The 16,090-nt window shown below is 64.1% G+C and carries 15 protein-coding genes; 12 read left to right on the top strand and 3 right to left on the bottom strand.

Features of this window, described 5'->3' with window-relative positions; translation table 11 throughout:
- Window positions 1-75: 75 nt before the first annotated feature.
- The 10 genes from dapB to QP413_RS01885 all read left to right on the top strand — a co-directional run bounded on the left by dapB (window position 76) and on the right by QP413_RS01885 (window position 12,307).
- A complete protein-coding gene (dapB, locus tag QP413_RS01930) occupies window positions 76-822 on the top strand; it encodes a 4-hydroxy-tetrahydrodipicolinate reductase (protein WP_070759037.1) in 747 nt (248 codons plus the stop codon).
- 19 nt (window positions 823-841) lie between these two features.
- Window positions 842-1,606 (top strand): FAD-dependent thymidylate synthase, encoded by a 765-nt coding sequence (gene thyX / locus QP413_RS01925; protein ID WP_070759036.1) that lies wholly within the window; start codon window positions 842-844, stop codon window positions 1,604-1,606.
- Between the two features lie 107 nt (window positions 1,607-1,713).
- Window positions 1,714-2,616: a 4-hydroxy-tetrahydrodipicolinate synthase gene (dapA, locus tag QP413_RS01920; protein WP_070759035.1), complete on the top strand. Its 903-nt coding sequence runs from the start codon at window positions 1,714-1,716 to the stop codon at window positions 2,614-2,616.
- A gap of 9 nt (window positions 2,617-2,625) precedes the next feature.
- Window positions 2,626-4,845: a ribonuclease J gene (locus QP413_RS01915; protein WP_284780297.1), complete on the top strand. Its 2,220-nt coding sequence runs from the start codon at window positions 2,626-2,628 to the stop codon at window positions 4,843-4,845.
- 204 nt (window positions 4,846-5,049) lie between these two features.
- A complete protein-coding gene (locus tag QP413_RS01910) occupies window positions 5,050-8,328 on the top strand; it encodes a DNA translocase FtsK (protein ID WP_284780338.1) in 3,279 nt (1,092 codons plus the stop codon).
- Window positions 8,329-8,571: 243 nt separating this feature from the next.
- Window positions 8,572-9,687 (top strand): TerC family protein, encoded by a 1,116-nt coding sequence (locus QP413_RS01905; protein ID WP_148811655.1) that lies wholly within the window; start codon window positions 8,572-8,574, stop codon window positions 9,685-9,687.
- Window positions 9,688-9,697: 10 nt separating this feature from the next.
- The gene (gene pgsA, locus QP413_RS01900; RefSeq protein WP_070759031.1) at window positions 9,698-10,312 is read left to right on the top strand and encodes a CDP-diacylglycerol--glycerol-3-phosphate 3-phosphatidyltransferase; all 615 of its coding nucleotides are present in this window, start codon (window positions 9,698-9,700) and stop codon (window positions 10,310-10,312) included.
- Between the two features lie 21 nt (window positions 10,313-10,333).
- A complete protein-coding gene (locus tag QP413_RS01895) occupies window positions 10,334-10,870 on the top strand; it encodes a CinA family protein (RefSeq protein WP_284780295.1) in 537 nt (178 codons plus the stop codon).
- 22 nt (window positions 10,871-10,892) lie between these two features.
- Entirely contained in the window at window positions 10,893-11,333 is a 441-nt protein-coding gene (locus tag QP413_RS01890; RefSeq protein ID WP_070759029.1) for a helix-turn-helix domain-containing protein, read from the top strand.
- A 107-nt stretch (window positions 11,334-11,440) separates the two neighbouring features.
- Window positions 11,441-12,307: a PspA/IM30 family protein gene (locus QP413_RS01885; RefSeq protein WP_284780292.1), complete on the top strand. Its 867-nt coding sequence runs from the start codon at window positions 11,441-11,443 to the stop codon at window positions 12,305-12,307.
- 18 nt (window positions 12,308-12,325) lie between these two features.
- On the opposite strand, the gene QP413_RS01880 is transcribed toward QP413_RS01885, so the two are convergent.
- From QP413_RS01880 to QP413_RS01870, 3 genes are read right to left on the bottom strand one after another with little or no spacing between them, the layout of a single operon-like run.
- Window positions 12,326-12,961 carry an energy-coupling factor transporter transmembrane protein EcfT gene (locus tag QP413_RS01880; RefSeq protein WP_070760759.1) on the bottom strand — a complete coding sequence of 212 codons (636 nt, stop codon included), beginning with the start codon at window positions 12,959-12,961 and terminating at the stop codon, window positions 12,326-12,328.
- A complete protein-coding gene (locus tag QP413_RS01875) occupies window positions 12,949-13,656 on the bottom strand; it encodes an energy-coupling factor ABC transporter ATP-binding protein (RefSeq protein ID WP_148811661.1) in 708 nt (235 codons plus the stop codon). Before QP413_RS01875 ends, QP413_RS01880 begins: the two co-directional genes overlap by 13 nt.
- Before the next feature lie 17 nt (window positions 13,657-13,673).
- Window positions 13,674-14,306 carry a biotin transporter BioY gene (locus QP413_RS01870; RefSeq protein WP_284780289.1) on the bottom strand — a complete coding sequence of 211 codons (633 nt, stop codon included), beginning with the start codon at window positions 14,304-14,306 and terminating at the stop codon, window positions 13,674-13,676.
- A 43-nt stretch (window positions 14,307-14,349) separates the two neighbouring features.
- Here QP413_RS01870 and QP413_RS01865 point away from each other — a divergent pair, with 43 nt between their 5' ends.
- On the top strand, window positions 14,350-14,556 hold the full coding sequence (locus tag QP413_RS01865) for a DUF3046 domain-containing protein (protein WP_070760753.1): 207 nt from the start codon (window positions 14,350-14,352) through the stop codon (window positions 14,554-14,556).
- A gap of 410 nt (window positions 14,557-14,966) precedes the next feature.
- Window positions 14,967-16,082, top strand: a complete 1,116-nt coding sequence (recA, locus tag QP413_RS01860; RefSeq protein WP_070759023.1) for a recombinase RecA — start codon at window positions 14,967-14,969, stop codon at window positions 16,080-16,082.
- Window positions 16,083-16,090: the final 8 nt, after the last annotated feature.

Raw genomic sequence — 16,090 nt, 5'->3', positions numbered from 1 at the left:
ATCAGCAACGCCCGGCCACCGGTCGGGGCTTCACAGACACTATTGCCAAGCACGCTTCGGCAGGAAGGAAAGGTTATGATCCGCGTAGGAGTACTTGGCGCCAAGGGGCGCGTCGGCACCACCATCGTCGCCGAGGTGGAGCAGAACCCGAACCTGGAACTCTCCGCCGCCCTGGACCACGGCGATGACCTCCAGGAGCTCGTGGACACCAAGACCGACGTGGTCGTGGACTTCACCCAGCCGGACTCCGTGATGGGCAACGTGGAGTTCTGCATCCGCAACGGCATCCACGCGGTCGTCGGTACCACCGGCTGGACCGAGGAACGCTATGAGACGGTCCGCAGCCTGCTGCAGGATGCCCCGAAGGTCGGTGTGCTGGTGGCCCCGAACTTCGCCATCTCCGCGGTGCTGACGATGAAGTTCGCCGAAATCGCCGCACCATTCTTCGAATCCGCCGAGGTCATCGAGTTCCACCACCCGAATAAGCTTGACGCTCCTTCCGGCACCGCGGTGCACACCGCCGAGGGGATCGCCCGAGCTCGCGGCGAGGCCGGGCTGGAGGAGCAGCCGGACGCCACCGCCCAGTCCCTCGACGGCGCACGAGGCAGCGACGTCCAGGGGGTGCCCGTCCACGCGGTCCGCATGACCGGCATGGTGGCGCACGAAGAGGTCATTTTCGGTACCCGCGGGCAGTCTCTGACCATCCGCCAGGACTCCTACGACCGCGAGTCCTTCGTACCGGGTGTGGTCATCGGCGTGGAGAAGATCGCCGAGAACCCTGGGCTGACGATCGGCCTCGAGAAGTTCCTGGGTCTGGACTAGGGCTCGGGCGACGAACGCTATGGCAACACCGGTGGAACTCGACGTCCAGCTCATCGGGCACACCCAATTCCACGCGCCGCCGGATATCGACTGGGAAACGGATACCGATGGCCCGTCCGCTCTCCTCGAATTCGCTGGGCGCGCGTGCTACGAGACCTGGGATAAGCCCAATCCGCACACCGCGACGAATGCCGCCTACCTCCGCCACATCATGGACGTGGGCCACCTGGCGGTGCTGGAGCACTCCAGCGCCACGATGTACCTGCGTGGCGTGTCTCGCTCCTGTGCCCACGAGGTCATGCGGCACCGAATGTTCTCCTTCAGCCAGCTTTCCCAGCGCTACGTCCCGGATGACGAGGCGCGGGTGGTTGTGCCACGCAGCGTGCAGGAAAACCCCGACCTGGAGAGACTCTTTCTCCAGGCGGCGGACGTCGCGCACGGCGCCTATACCGAAATCCTGGATAGCCTCAACGAGAATCTCGATGACGGAGCGAGCGCGAGGGTGAATGCCGCGCTGCGCGCCAAACAGGCCCGACAGGCGGCACGTGCTGTCCTGCCCAACGCGGCGGAAACCCGCTTCGTCATGTCCGGTAACTTCCGCAGCTGGCGACACTTCATCGCCATGCGGGCAACCGAGCACGCCGATCCGGAGATTCGCCGGGTGGCGATTGCGTGCCTCGTTGAGCTCCAGTCGATCGCCCCGGAGGTTTTCGAAGACTTCTCGATCACCGAGCTGCGGGATAAGACCCAGATCGCCACAAGTCCCTACGTCAGCGATATCTAGTTCGCGGTGCTGGAGTCGTCGGAAACAGGAAAACGTTTTCCCCGAAACAAGACACGGGGAGCGGCAAATAACCACAAACCTGGTGAAGAAAGGTAATCTTTACACCTATGAGTACAGGTAATGCAGCAATTCGTGGTGCTGAACACTTCGGAACGGTCTCTGTGGCAATGGTGACGCCATTCCACAAGGACGGGACTATCGACCTGAAGGCGGGCGTCGAGCTCGCCGGGCACCTGGTTGATAAAGGCTGCGATTCTCTCGTTCTCGCTGGTACGACCGGAGAATCTCCAACCACGACCAACGAGGAGAAGATCAACCTACTCAAGGCAGTTCGCGCTGAACTCGGCGATAGCGTCACGCTGATCGCTGGCACTGGCACGAACAACACCGCGAGCACTATCGAACTCTCCCGGCTGTCGCAGGACGCCGGCGCAGATTCGCTGCTCGTCGTCACCCCGTACTACTCCCGACCGAGCCAGGAGGGGCTGTTTCAGCACTTCACTGCGGTCGCGGACAGCGTCGATCTCCCGATTTGCCTCTACGACATTCCGTCCCGGTCGGTCGTCCCCATCGAGATGGACACCATCCAGCGGCTGTCGGAGCACGAGAATATTCAGGCCGTCAAGGATGCCAAGGGCAAGCTTCCGGAGGCGCTGCAGCTGCTGCAGAACACGGACCTGGCCTGGTACTCCGGCGATGACCCGCTGAACCTGCCGTTCCTTTCGGTCGGTGCGACGGGCTTCATCTCCGTGATCGGGCACCTGGCCGCGGACAAGCTGCGGGCTCTGCGTGAGGCCTACGACCAGGGCGACCTGGCGGGCGCTCAGCAGATCGCGGCGAGCCTGGCCCCGCTGGAGCGGGCCCAGGGGCGCCTCGGGGGAGTGACGATGGTGAAGGCGGCTCTGAAGCTGCGCGGCAAGGACGTTGGTGCACCGCGCCTACCAATTTTGGAAGTAGACCCAGCCGAACTGGATCAGCTGGAACAAGACCTGCAGGACGCAGGGGTTTAAAAGGATAATATGACTGAAAATCGTTCTCGGGGACGCAAGGTAACCCGAAAGGCGGCTCCGCCGAGCGCGGAAACTGCTGCACAATCCGATGCGGGGAACGCGAGCGCTGAGCAGCAGCGCGAACGCGCCGACAAGAACCGCGTGAGTAACGCTGAGGCCGCGACCGTCTTCAACGACGGCGGCCAGCAGGCAGCCCAGAACTCCGGCGCCAGCGAGGGCTCCGGCAAGGGCGGCAAGCGCTCCGGCGGCGACAACGGTGGCGATAACAACGGCGGGAACGGCGGGAGCCGTTCCCGCAACCGCCGCTCCCGTGGCCATGGCCGTTCCAAGGGCTCCAACAACGGCGATAAGCAGGGCGGCGATAACCGCGGTGGCCAGAACAACTCCGGTCGCGGCGGAAACAAGTCCAAGTCCGGCGGCCGCAATGGCAACAACCGCCGTGGCCGCGGTGGCGACCGTCGTCGCGGTGCGCTGCAGGCCATGCAGGGTGCAGACCTGACCAAGCGCCTCCCAGAGCCACCGGCCCTGCCCAAGGGTGGGCTGCGCATCGTTGCCCTCGGCGGTATCTCCGAGATCGGCCGCAACATGACCGTCTTCGAGTACGACGGTCGCCTGCTGCTGATCGACTGTGGCGTGCTCTTCCCATCCAGCGGCGAGCCGGGCGTGGACCTGATCCTCCCGGACTTCTCCTACCTGGACGATAAGTGGGACCGCGTCGAGGCTCTCGTGATCACCCACGGTCACGAGGACCACATCGGTGCGATCCCGTGGCTGCTCAAGCAGCGCGCGGACATCCCGATTGTTGCCTCTCGCTTTACCGCAGCGCTCATCCAGGCCAAGACCCAGGAGCACCGCCAGCGCCCGAAGATCGTCGAGGTCAACGACCAGTCGCACGTGAACTACGGCCCGTTTGACCTGCGCTTCTGGAACGTCAACCACTCCATCCCGGACTGCCTGGGCATCGCGCTGAAGACCCCGGCCGGCCTGGTGATCCACACCGGCGACATCAAGCTCGATCAGACCCCGATCGACGGCCGTCCGACGGACCTGCCGGCGCTGTCCCGGTTCGGCGACGAGGGCGTGGACCTCATGCTCTGCGACTCGACCAACGCCGCAACCCCGGGATTCTCCGGTTCCGAGGCGGACGTCGCCCCGACGCTGACCCGACTGATCTGCGCCGCGAAGCAGCGCGTGATTCTGGCGTCCTTTGCCTCCAACGTGGCCCGCATTCAGTCGGCCGTGAACGCGGCGGTCGCGGCGAACCGCAAGGTGGCCTTCACCGGGCGCTCGATGATCCGCAACATGGAGATCGCAGAGCGCATGGGCTACCTGAACGCCCCGCGCGGCACCATCGTCTCCATGGACGAGGCCTCCCGCATGGCTCCGCACAAGGTGGTTCTCATCACCACCGGTACCCAGGGCGAGCCGATGGCCGCGCTGTCGCGCATGGCACGCCGGGAGCACCGCCAGATCACCGTCCGCAGCGGCGACCTGATCATTCTCTCCTCCTCCCTCGTCCCGGGTAACGAGGAGGCAGTGTTCGGCGTGATCAACATGCTGTCGCAGATCGGCGCGACGGTGGTCACCAGCCGCGACGCCAACGTCCACACCTCTGGTCACGGCCTGGCAGGGGAGCTGCTGTTCCTGTACAACGCAGCGCGCCCGCGCAATGCGATGCCGGTGCACGGCGAGTGGCGCCACCTGCGCGCCAACCGCGATCTGGCTATCTCCACCGGCGTGGACCCGAAGAACGTCCCGCTCGCCCAGAACGGCGTGGTCGTGGACCTGCACAACGGGCATGCGAAGGTCGTGGGTCAGATCACCGTGGGCAACCTGTACGTCGACGGCACCCGCATGGGCGACGTGGACGCGGATACCCTCGAGGACCGCACCGCGATGGCCGAGGGTGGCCTCATCGCCGTATCCGTGGTGATCGACAACCGCACCGGCCGTCCGCTGGAGGCCCCGCACATCCAGGCCAAAGGCTTCTCTGGGGATGCCAAGGACCTGCTCAAGGAGCTCGGCGAGATCGCCGACGACGTGATGATGGATCTGGCCGGTGAGGGGGAAAATAACCCTTACCGCATGGCTCAGACCCTGCGTCGTCGTCTCGCCCGCCACGTCTCCGATAAGTGGAACCGCAAGCCGCTCATCGTTCCGACCGTGGTTCCGATGACCAGCGAGATCGTTGAGGAGCTGGAGGACGCACCGTCCGTGCCTGCTCAATAACGACTGAACTGGCTGACCGGGCCGGGGGCTCGCCGTGACACACGCGGTGACCCACGGCCCGGTCTGCCTTTTCGTCCCCGTCCTTATGTCGCCCCGCGGGGCGGTGGGGGAGGGGAGCTCTGTGCCCGGATAACCGGGATTCTCGCCAGGAAACCCACTGCGAGGCGTGTTGAAAGTGTTAAACATGTGACTACTGGGACTAATATGGCGGACATGTCTGTCAGAAACCGTCCCGGCACGTCGCCCTCCCGCAACCGCTCCCGGCGCTCTCCCTCCCGCCCCGGTCAGCGGGATTCTCGCCCAGCTGCGAGGCGCCGTGCCCCACGCATGGGGATCGACGAGGACCTCTCCGTCGACCCCGGTGCGTCGACGGCCAAGACCGCGCGATCGGGTAGTTCGGCCTCCGACATGGAGTTTGGTAGGACGGGCAGTGCCTACCGTGCCGTGGGCGGAAGCATCAAAACGATCGCGGACTCGGTAGCCAGCGGAATCGGTGGCGCGCTCCGGCGCCCCCGGCATGAGAGCGAGGACTCAGACGCAGCCGAATTCGCCGCGCACCGACCACAAGCCCGCACGTCAAAGAAGAAAGTAGAAGGTTTGGCCTCTCAGCAGCACGAAGACGGCACCCAGCCGCGGCGTCCCCGACGCAAGAAGCAGGCGGCGAAGGAGATGGCGCCGGTCGAGGACACGCAGTTCGACGGCGATGAGTTCGACGAGGAGGGGCCACGCCAGATCGGCGGCGGTTTCGACGGCCCGGCGCTCGTCAGCGGCGGTGTTGCGATCATTCTCGCCGCCACCCTGTGGTTCAACGTTGCTGGCGCGGTCGGCAAAGGCATCGCCTACGCGCTGACCTGGGCTATCGGTGTGGGGGCGTACATCGTCCCGGTCGTCCTGCTGGGGCTTGCCTGGATCCTGATGTTCGGAGTTCGCACGACGCAGAGCTCTGACCTGCGCCGCGGCCTCGGCGTGGGTCTTGTCGCCGGATCCCTGCTGGGGATCATTCACATCTTCGCTGGTCTTCCGACCAGCACCGCGGATAAGGCTGGAGCGGGCGGCATCGTCGGACAGTTCATCGGCACGCCGATGTCCGTGGGCTTCAGTAATTACGTTGCCGTTCCGCTGCTGTTCCTCATCATGATTTACGGTGCCCTGCAGCTCACCGGCCGCACGGTCGCCGAGTTCTTCGCCGGATCCGTTTCCTGGCTGGGGCTCGAGGGCACGTTCGACGCGCTGCGTGAACGCTTCTCCCGGGATTCGGAGGAGTACGACGACGATCCGTACGGCGAAATCGACCAGCGCCTCGATGAGGCCGTGGATCAAGACGACTACTTCCTGCCAACCCGCAGCCGGAAGAAGTCCCCGGCGGCTAACTACCCGGTGGAGGAGGAGCCCGCGCAGCCTGCCCGCCGAGCCCGCCGCCGCAGCGCCCCGGCGCCGCGAGCCGCCGCGCCACGGCAGTCCGAGCCAGCCGTCCTGGATGATATCGATGAGCCACTCCCACTGGTCTCCGATACGGATGAGACCGCGGTGCTCGATGTCGCCGCTAGCCCGGAGGAGGGCACGCCACGCCGCAAGCCCGCTCGTGCCCAACAGCGTTCCGCGATCCCCGCGGCGCGCGAGGAATCTCCGCAGGCCGAGCCCGCTGCCGGGCGGAGCCACGCCGAAGAGCGCGCGGCAGGAGACAAGGCTGTCAACCAGTCCCGCGAGGCCATGCGCCAGGCTATCGTCGCTCGCTCCGGCATCGACGCTGCCGCACTGGCTGCGGGTAAGACCGAGGAGCAGAACGAAAACGGGGACGCCACCGCGTCGGCGGCGTCCTCGTCCCCAGCCGCACCGCAGGGGGCAGAGGGCAGCTACGTCCTGCCGTCCACCGAACTGCTGATCCCGGGCGAGCCGGCGAAGGAACGCAGCGACGCCAACGACCGGATGATCGACGCGATCACGGAGGTCTTCGAGGAATTCAACGTCGACGCCCACGTCACCGGTTTCCAGCGAGGCCCGACGGTCACCCGCTACGAGATCGAGCTCGGCCCCGGCGTGAAGGTCTCCAAGATCACGAATCTGCAGTCCAACCTCGCCTACGCGGTGGCCACGGATAACGTCCGGCTGCTGACCCCGATCCCGGGTAAATCCGCCGTCGGCATCGAGGTGCCGAACTCCGACCGCGAGATGGTTCGCCTCGGCGACGTGCTGGGCTCCTCGGACGTCGTGGCCAACCAGGACCCGATGCTCATCGGCCTGGGCAAGAACATCGAGGGCGACTTCGTGGGGCACTCCTTGCAGAAGATGCCACACCTGCTGGTTGCCGGTTCCACCGGCTCGGGTAAGTCCGCGTTCGTGAACTCGATGCTGGTCTCCCTGCTCACCCGCGCCACGCCAGAGGACGTCCGCCTCATCCTCATCGACCCGAAGATGGTGGAGCTGACTCCATACGAGGGCATCCCGCACCTCATCACTCCGATTATCACCCAGCCGAAGAAGGCAGCCGCCGCGCTGACCTGGCTGGTGGAGGAGATGGAGCAGCGGTACATGGACATGAAGGCCACCCGCGTGCGTCACATCAAGGACTTCAACCGCAAGGTCAAGTCCGGGGAGATCACCACCCCGTTGGGCTCGGAGCGCGAATACCGTCCGTACCCGTACATCGTCTGTGTGGTGGACGAGCTCGCTGACCTCATGATGACCGCCCCGCGCGAGATTGAGGACGCCATCGTCCGCATCACCCAGAAGGCGCGAGCCGCCGGCATCCACCTGGTTTTGGCGACCCAACGCCCGTCCGTGGACGTCGTCACGGGCCTGATCAAGACGAACGTGCCGTCGCGGCTGGCCTTCGCGACGAGCTCGTTGACGGACTCCCGCGTGATCCTCGACCAGGCAGGCGCCGAGAAGCTCATCGGCATGGGCGACGGGCTGTTCATCCCGCAGGGTGCTCCGCGGCCCATTCGCATGCAGGGAGCCTTCGTCACCGACGAGGAGATCTTCGCTGTCGTCGAGGCAGCTAAGGCGCAGGCTGAGCCGGACTACACGGAGGGAGTCACCGAGGATAAGTCCGCCGAGGCGAAAAAGAACATCGACGCCGACATCGGCGACGACCTCGAGGACCTCATCCAGGCAGTCGAGCTGGTCGTGACGTCGCAGTTCGGTTCGACGTCCATGCTGCAGCGCAAGCTGCGCATCGGTTTCGCCAAGGCCGGCCGCCTCATGGATCTGATGGAGACCCGCGGTGTCGTTGGGCCATCCGAGGGCTCGAAGGCACGTGAGGTGCTGGTCAAGCCGGAGGAGCTCGAGACCATCATCTGGATGATCAAGGGCGCCGACCCAGAGGATGCCCCGAAGGACGTGCTCGACGAGGACGAAGGTGCGGAGGCCCCCGAGAACGCGGCACCGCCGACGACGTCCGGCGAGGATTCGGCTGGTAACGACGGCGACGACGACACTCAGACGCGCGTCATTCCCGCCAGCCCGCCCTCGGGGGCTTTCTAAGGCACGCCTGCGGGGACGCCCCGGCGGGTGGTGCGGACCTTGTCTGCTCGCTGGTGTAGCATTGCTCCCGATGGAGGGGAGTACCCCAATCCACGGAGTCGGTCGTCAACACGGCGGAGCGGCGGCGAGCAGGCCTCAACCCTGCCGGCGTGGCGCTCACCCGGCCACTCCGGTCAGGTCGCGTTGACGCCTGGCGGGGGAGACCTCCGGTCATTGAACACGCTTTAAGGGCCGGAGGAACCAATGGAAGTTAACGCCTTAACCTGGATCATCACGATTGTCGTGGTGCTCGGATTCTTTGTTTTCGATTTTCTTACGCACGTGCGCACACCGCACGAGCCGACGCTGAAGGAGTCCGCACTCTGGTCGGCGTTTTACGTCGGCCTGGCGATGGCCTTCGGGGTGTTCCTGTGGTTCACCTGGGGCGAGCCGGGCAATCCTCACCAACACGGGCTGGAGTTCTTCGCCGGCTACATCACCGAGAAGGCGCTCAGCGTCGATAACCTGTTCATCTTCTCGCTGATCCTGACCACGTTTAAGATTCCGCGGAAGTACCAGCAGAAGGTACTGCTCGCCGGCATCCTCATGGCACTTGCCCTGCGCGGCATCTTTATCTGGCTCGGCGCGGCTGCGATCGCACGCTGGTCCGATGTGTTCTATCTCTTCGGCATCTTCCTGCTGTGGACCGCCGCGAAGCTGGCCTACGACGAGGTCACCGGCGCCGAGGAGACCGACCTCAACGACATGAAGATCATCCGGATCCTGCGCAAGGCAGTGCCGGTGACGGACAAGGTTCATTCGGACCGCCTCTTCGTTCGGGAGGGCGGTGCGACCGGCGACGTCGAAGGAAAGAAGAAGTCTTCCGGCAAGGGGCGCCTCGTGGTGACCCCGCTGTTCGTCGCGCTGTTGGCCATCGGCTTCATCGATGTGCTCTTCGCGCTGGATTCGATTCCCGCGATCTACGGCATCACCAGCGAGCCCTACATCGTCTTCACCGCCAATGCACTGGCTCTGATGGGGCTGCGACAGCTGTTCTTCCTGCTGAATGGGCTGCTGGAGAAGCTGGTCTACCTTTCCTACGGGCTGTCCATCATCCTCGCCTTCATCGGCGTGAAGCTGGTACTGCACGCGCTGCACGAAAATAACCTGCCGTTCATCAACGGTGGCGGCAACGTTTCCGTCCCGGAGGTGTCGGTCGAGTTCTCCTTGATCTTCATCGTGTTGACGCTGGCCATTACGACGGTGCTGAGCCTCACGGTGGGGAAGAAGGCCCAGCAGAAACAGGCCGGGGTGACCGAGGAGCCAGCACCTACGCATGCAAGCGATGCCGGTTTCGGTAAAGATCCCGCAGGTAGGTAGAATTACCAGCGTGGAGACAACAGTGGAGCGGAACACGCAACCAGATACGCTGAGCGCATTTGGTCGTTTTGTGCGTCGCTTTAACGTGCCGAACGTTCTCACGACCATTCGCATCCTGCTGATCCCCATCTTCCTGTGGGCGATCGCGGGCACAGGGGCGTGGCCGGACGAGGCCGCCGCTCGAGCGGACCGTTGGTGGGCGCTTGTCGTCTTCTTGCTGCTGATGGTGACCGACCAGCTGGACGGGTACCTCGCGCGCAAGTATGAGGTGATCACGGACTTCGGAAAGCTTGCCGATCCGATCGCCGACAAGCTGCTGATGCTTGCGGCCTTCATCAGCCTCAACCTGCTGGGCGAACTGTGGTGGACGGTCACTGCGGTCATCGTCGTCCGCGAACTCGGCATCACGCTGTGGCGGCTGGTTCTCGCCCGGCGCGGGCTGGTGGTCCCGGCATCCAAGGGTGGGAAGCTCAAAACCGTGCTGCAGACGCTTGCCGTCGCGCTGTACATCATGCCGCTGGCAGGTGCCGTCGCCTGGATCGGGCACGGGGTCATGGCCGTGGCTGTCGCGGTCACCGTGGTGACTGGACTGCAGTACATGGTGGACTCCCGGAAACAGAACTAGTCGAGAGGGCTGGGCAGGATCGTGCAGCAGGTTGGGAAAAACTCGCTGGAAGCGCTCCGCGCGCAGGCGGCGGAGCTATCCGCCCAGGTGATCGACACCTGCCGGGAACGAGGCTGGACACTGGCCACCGCTGAATCCCTCACTGCGGGAATGCTCGCCGCATGCATCGCCGATACTCCGGGGGCCTCAGCTGTACTGCGCGGTGGCCTGGTGGTGTACGCGACAGACCTCAAAGCCACGCTGGCGGGGGTGGACCGGGAGTTGCTGCGCAAGCGCGGCCCCGTCGACCCTGCGGTGGCGGTCCAGCTGTCCAAGGGTGCGGCGCAGCGTTGCGGGGCGAGCATTGGCATCGGGCTGACTGGTGTGGCGGGGCCGGATGGGCAGGACGGCCATTCGGTCGGCGAGGTGCATATCGGGTTGTCAGCGCCCGCAGGAGCCGGGGGAACGACCGTACGTACCCTGGATCTCGGAACCCGGTCACGCGCCGTGATCCGACAGCTCGCTGTGAATGGTGCGCTGGAGATGATCCTCGGGATCGCCGGCGACGGGAACAAATAGTCCGCCAGGATCGTTAGAGGTAATGATGGTAGAAAATATTTTGCTGCTAGATTCCCCCTCGCGCAGTCCAGAGACTTCCCGCGGGAGCGCTCAGCGAGCCCACTCGGCGGACAAGCTGGATGACTTCAGCGCGGAACACGTATTGGAGCAGAACTGGGATGCCTCCATGCCGATGGCACCCAGTGACGAGCCGCTGCTGCGCGAAGCTCTCGGCGCGACGCTGCGGGATACGCGTCGGCAGACAGGATTCACCCTCCGCGAGCTGGCTAAGCTCGCCAACGTCAGCCCCGGTTATCTTTCGGAGCTGGAGCGGGGGCGTAAGGAAGTTTCCTCCGAGCTGCTCGCGAGCGTGTGCCACGCTATGGGAATCAGCGTTGCTTCGGCGATCCTCGAAGCGGCGTCCATGATGACCCTTGACGCGGCAGCGGCAGAGCTGGCTTCGTCGATGGCGCGCGTGAACTAAGCACTATTGGCAGCGCGGATGCTGCTAAAATTAGCGCAGATGAGGCTCGTCTCCCACGGGGCGGGCAAAAATTTTGTCGATAGTTATCCCCAAGGAGTGCAGGCCGCATGGCAAATCCCTTCACTAAGGCGTGGAAGTACCTCATGGCTCTCTTCGACTCCAAGATTGAAGAGAATGCGGATCCGAAGATCCAGATCGAGCAGGCCATCCAGGAAGCTCAGCGCCAGCACCAGGCGCTGTCTCAGCAGGCAGCAGCGGTCATCGGTAACCAGCGCCAGCTGGAGATGAAGCTCAACCGCCAGCTGGCTGAGGTGGAGAAGCTCCAGGACAATACTCGCCAGGCGTTGAAGCTGGCGGACGATGCACAGAACAATGGCGACGCGGCCAAGGCTGCGGAGTACAACAACGCCGCTGAGGCCTTCGCCGCCCAGTTGGTGACAGCGGAGCAGTCCGTAGAGGATCTCAAGGGCCTCCACGACCAGTCGCTGCAGCAGGCCAACCAGGCCAAGCAGGCAGTTGAGCGCAACGCCATGCAGCTGCAGCAGAAGGTGGCCGAGCGCACCAAGCTGCTCAGCCAGCTGGAGCAGGCGAAGATGCAGGAGAAGGTCGCGGAATCCCTGCAGTCGATGAACCAGGCCGTATCCGGTTCCTCGCCGAACCTCGACCAGGTGCGGGAGAAGATCGAGGGTCGCTACGCACGTGCGCTGGGCCAGGCGGAGCTCGCCCAGAACTCGGTGCAGGGGCGCATGGCGGACATCAACCAAGCCAGCACCCAGCTCGCGGGGCACTCCCGTTTGGAACAGATCCGCTCGGAGATGCGCAAGGAGCAGGGGCAGATCAGCGGTTCGGCTCAGAAGTCCATCGACGCCAGCACTTCCGGGTCGGCTGGCACTGCACACTCTGCCGACCAGCAGGCGCAGCCGAATGCGGACGCCGTTGCCGAGCGCATGCGTCAGCTGCGCGAAGGCAACTAAACCCTTCCTCGTGGGCGCTTAGTCGCCCACCCCGCGCGCCTGCAGCGCCTCGCCGACTTCCCGGCCGCGAAGCAGGGTGCGGATCACCAGGGGGATGCCCAAGGCCCGGGCGGAAAACTTTCCGCCACGGGCCTGTTGTGCTTCTACGACCTCGTTGATGGTGCGCAGCTGCAGGGGGATCATGTGGATCGTCAGACTGATGGCCAGGGAGATCTTGTCCACCGGCAGGCCGATGGTAGCAGCCGGGGCGAGTGCCCGTTCCACGGCGCGCTGGAGGTCGGAGACCTTGGTGGTCATCGTCAACAGGATGGCTACGGAGACCGAGGCCCACAGCACTAGGAAACGCACCAGGGCTTCGTTCAGACCGCTGCGCCACCACGTCAGCGCGCCGAAAGCCAGCAGAATGATGAGAATCGGGATGAGCTGGCGTAGCGCGGTGCGCCAGGGGATCTTCGCCAGAGCGTAAGCGACAACCGCGGCCACCACACAGCCCGCGCCAGCCACCAGAGTCTTGGCGAAGATGGCGGCGAGCACGAGAAAAGCAATGAGACCAGTGAGCTTCGCTCCGGCGGGAAGCCTATGAATGACCGAGCCCGTCGGGATGTACAGAACCGGGGCCGCGGTATTGATGCGGGGCAGTCTCACAGCATGCACGTCCGGTAATCCGAGAGCACAGTGGTGACGGAATCTTCGTCGGCACTATCGGCCCGAATGCGACCATCGTCGATCCAAATGACCCGATCGAAGCCTTCGAAGAGCTCCAGGTCGTGCGACACCACGATCAGCTGCTGCTCCAATGACGCCAGCGTGCGGGCGATACGTTGGCGGTTGCGCAGATCGAGTAGCGTGGTCGGCTCATCGGCGATGATGAGACGCGGGTTCATCACGAGGATCGACGCCAGCGCAAGGAGCTGCTTCTCTCCGCCGGAGAGGGTGTGGGGTGACTGCTCTTCCTTGCCCGCCAGCCCAAGCTGGTCGAGAATCTCGGCCACCGCGGCGCGCTTCTCCTGGCGGCTCAGCTTCTTGCCGCGCAGGGAGAACCCGACGTCCTCAGCCACGGTGGGCATGATGATCTGGTTATCCGCGTTGGAGAACAGGAAGCCCACCTGGCGGCGGATCTCGCCGGCGCGCTTGGCGGTGGAGAGTCCATCGACGGTGACTTCACCCTCGTCGGGAATGTTGAGCCCGTTGATGCACCGCACCAGCGAAGACTTCCCGGAGCCGTTGGCGCCGATGATGCCGATGCGGTGTTCGGAGAGCCGGAGACTGATCGAATCGAGAATGGGCGGGGCGTCGGGGGAGCGGCCGATACCCCGCAAGGTAAGGTCGCGGAACTCGATGAGAGGCATGGGGGGGGGAGGGAAATCTAGTTGCGGGAGCGCAGGTTCGCGGCCGGAACCAGGTGAGGTACCGCGCGGAAGACACCGAAGGTGATGACAGCCGCGGCGACGCACTTAATCAGGTCGGGAAGGATGAACGGAGTGTTGGACACCAGGGCGCCCGGGAAATCCAGGCCGAGCCGGAACATCAGCCCGACGGAACCGAAAAGGTACATCACGGCCATACCGATCACACCCGCGATTGTCAGCCCGACGATGGAAGACCAGCTCTGTCCGGGTTGATCAGTGCGGTTGCGGCGGCCGAGGATTGCTTGAGAGATTGCACCAACGATGAAGGCTGCGAAGATATAGCCCACGATGTAGCCGATGCTGGGGCCGGAAATCGCGGAAATCGTCGGGCTCCACCCAGCGAGGTTCGGCACGCCCACGAGGCCGACGCCGACGAACAGGCTGATGGATAGCCCGCCACGGAGGCAGCCGAGAATCATGGCGGTGAGGATAACGCCCATGTTCTGGAGGACGATCGGCACACCGGTGAAGCCGACTGGAATGGTTACTGCGCCTAGTGCGATGGTCAGGGCGGCGAATGCGACGATCGCGCCCAGATCGCGAACATTGAGAGTTTTCATCGATGGACATATTAACAAGTCATTGAACAAAGCTTCCCATTTTGTTCAACTATTTTTGTGCTAGCGTCCGAGCATGAGGAGAACCGAGTTTGACCGGCTTATCGCGGGTGAGTTTGGCGCCACCTACGGTGGCTGGATCGTGGAAAGCCACGTGTTGTCCAGGCTGGGGAAGACCGCCGAGGAGGCGATCGAGGCTGGTGAAGAGCCACGAAATGTGTGGTGGGAGCTCTGCCGCGACTTCGACATTCCCGAAGAGCGGATGCTCGGGGAGGATGACTGAGCCCTAAGGGAGGAAAAGGCTTTTGACTCATTCGCGCCGTTTCCCGGTGGTGTGAGGGGGGCGGGCAAACGCTAAAAGCGTGCGGCGCGCCGTTCGAATAAATCGAACAAAGGTTCGTGTAATGTGGTTCGAGGTGGTGGGTGGCGCGCTGCGTGTCTGCCCGGTGTCCTATAACTAAATCCGAACAACGTGCCAGTACCTCATGTTCCTGTGGATAGCCGCCATCGCTGCCCACAGCGAGCGCAGGTGGGCGAGGTCGGTGTCCGCTGCGGGTGATAAAACTAGCCCCAAGCGGAAGACAATAGCTTTCGCCCTCGCCGCGCGGACGCGGGGCGAGGTGACGCCACGTTGTCGGCTTGAACTGATTAAGACAAGAACGAAAACACAGACGCGAAAACGAGGAGGGTGTCATGGCACCAAAGAAGAAGGCCACCACGGCGGCACAGAAGGATCGCTCCAAGGCTCTCGATCTAGCAATGGCCCAGATCGAGAAGGACTTCGGCAAGGGGGCGATCATGCGACTGGGCGATGACAATCGCCCACCCATTAGCGCAATCCCGTCGGGCAATATCGCCATCAATGTTGCTCTGGGTATCGGAGGCTTCCCGCGTGGCCGTGTCGTAGAGATTTACGGGCCGGAATCCTCGGGTAAGACCACCGTCGCGCTGCACGCCATTGCTGAAGCTCAGAAGGGCGGCGGCATTGCAGCCTTCATCGACGCCGAGCACGCGCTGGACCCGGAGTATGCCAAGGCTTTGGGCGTGGATACGGATGCGTTGCTGGTCTCCCAGCCGGACACGGGCGAGCAGGCCCTCGAGATTGCGGACATGCTGGTGCGTTCTGGCGCGATCGACGTGGTGGTCATCGACTCCGTGGCGGCGCTGACCCCCAAGGCGGAGATCGACGGCGAAATGGGAGATTCTCACGTGGGTCTCCAGGCTCGACTCATGAGCCAGGCGCTGCGCAAGATGACCAGCGCGCTGTACCAGACCGGCACCACCGCGATCTTTATTAACCAGCTGCGTGAGAAGATCGGCGTGATGTTCGGCTCTCCGGAGACCACCACCGGTGGTAAGGCCCTGAAGTTCTACGCCTCCGTTCGCTGCGACATCCGCCGCATCCAGGCACTGAAGGACGGCCAGGACGTGGTGGGTAACCGCACCCGGTTGAAGATCGTGAAGAACAAGGTTTCGCCACCGTTCAAGATCGCGGAGTTCGACATCCTCTATGGCGAGGGCATCTCTCGGGAAGGCTCGATCCTCGACCTCGGCGTGGACGCCGGGATTATCAAGAAGTCGGGGTCCTGGTTCACCTATGAGGGCGAACAGCTCGGCCAGGGCAAGGAAAAGGCCCGCGAGTTCCTGAAGTCCAACCCCGAGCTGGCCGAACAGCTAGAGGATCGCATCATGCAAGAGCTCAAGGTTGGCCCCTACGCCAAGGCGAAGGACGAGCCCATCGCCGATGAGGATAAGCCCATCGACGTGGTTCCGAACTTCGATGACCCAGACGTCGAGACGGAGAACTAGGCCCCGCT

Origin of the sequence: Corynebacterium sp. UMB4614 (genome assembly GCF_030217065.1) — a bacterium.
GTDB lineage: Bacteria > Actinomycetota > Actinomycetes > Mycobacteriales > Mycobacteriaceae > Corynebacterium.
This window is presented reverse-complemented; position numbering and strand designations above follow the sequence as displayed.

Bases quoted from the DNA above. Each gene is read 5' to 3' on its own strand.
- dapB (WP_070759037.1), top strand. From the start codon at position 76: ATGATCCGCGTAGGAGTACTTGGCGCCAAGGGGCGCGTCGGCACCACC.
- thyX (WP_070759036.1), top strand. From the start codon at position 842: ATGGCAACACCGGTGGAACTCGACGTCCAGCTCATCGGGCACACCCAA.
- dapA (WP_070759035.1), top strand. From the start codon at position 1,714: ATGAGTACAGGTAATGCAGCAATTCGTGGTGCTGAACACTTCGGAACG.
- QP413_RS01915 (WP_284780297.1), top strand. From the start codon at position 2,626: ATGACTGAAAATCGTTCTCGGGGACGCAAGGTAACCCGAAAGGCGGCT.
- QP413_RS01910 (WP_284780338.1), top strand. From the start codon at position 5,050: ATGGCGGACATGTCTGTCAGAAACCGTCCCGGCACGTCGCCCTCCCGC.
- QP413_RS01905 (WP_148811655.1), top strand. From the start codon at position 8,572: ATGGAAGTTAACGCCTTAACCTGGATCATCACGATTGTCGTGGTGCTC.
- QP413_RS01890 (WP_070759029.1), top strand. From the start codon at position 10,893: ATGATGGTAGAAAATATTTTGCTGCTAGATTCCCCCTCGCGCAGTCCA.
- QP413_RS01885 (WP_284780292.1), top strand. From the start codon at position 11,441: ATGGCAAATCCCTTCACTAAGGCGTGGAAGTACCTCATGGCTCTCTTC.
- QP413_RS01875 (WP_148811661.1), bottom strand. From the start codon at position 13,656: ATGCCTCTCATCGAGTTCCGCGACCTTACCTTGCGGGGTATCGGCCGC.
- QP413_RS01865 (WP_070760753.1), top strand. From the start codon at position 14,350: ATGAGGAGAACCGAGTTTGACCGGCTTATCGCGGGTGAGTTTGGCGCC.
- recA (WP_070759023.1), top strand. From the start codon at position 14,967: ATGGCACCAAAGAAGAAGGCCACCACGGCGGCACAGAAGGATCGCTCC.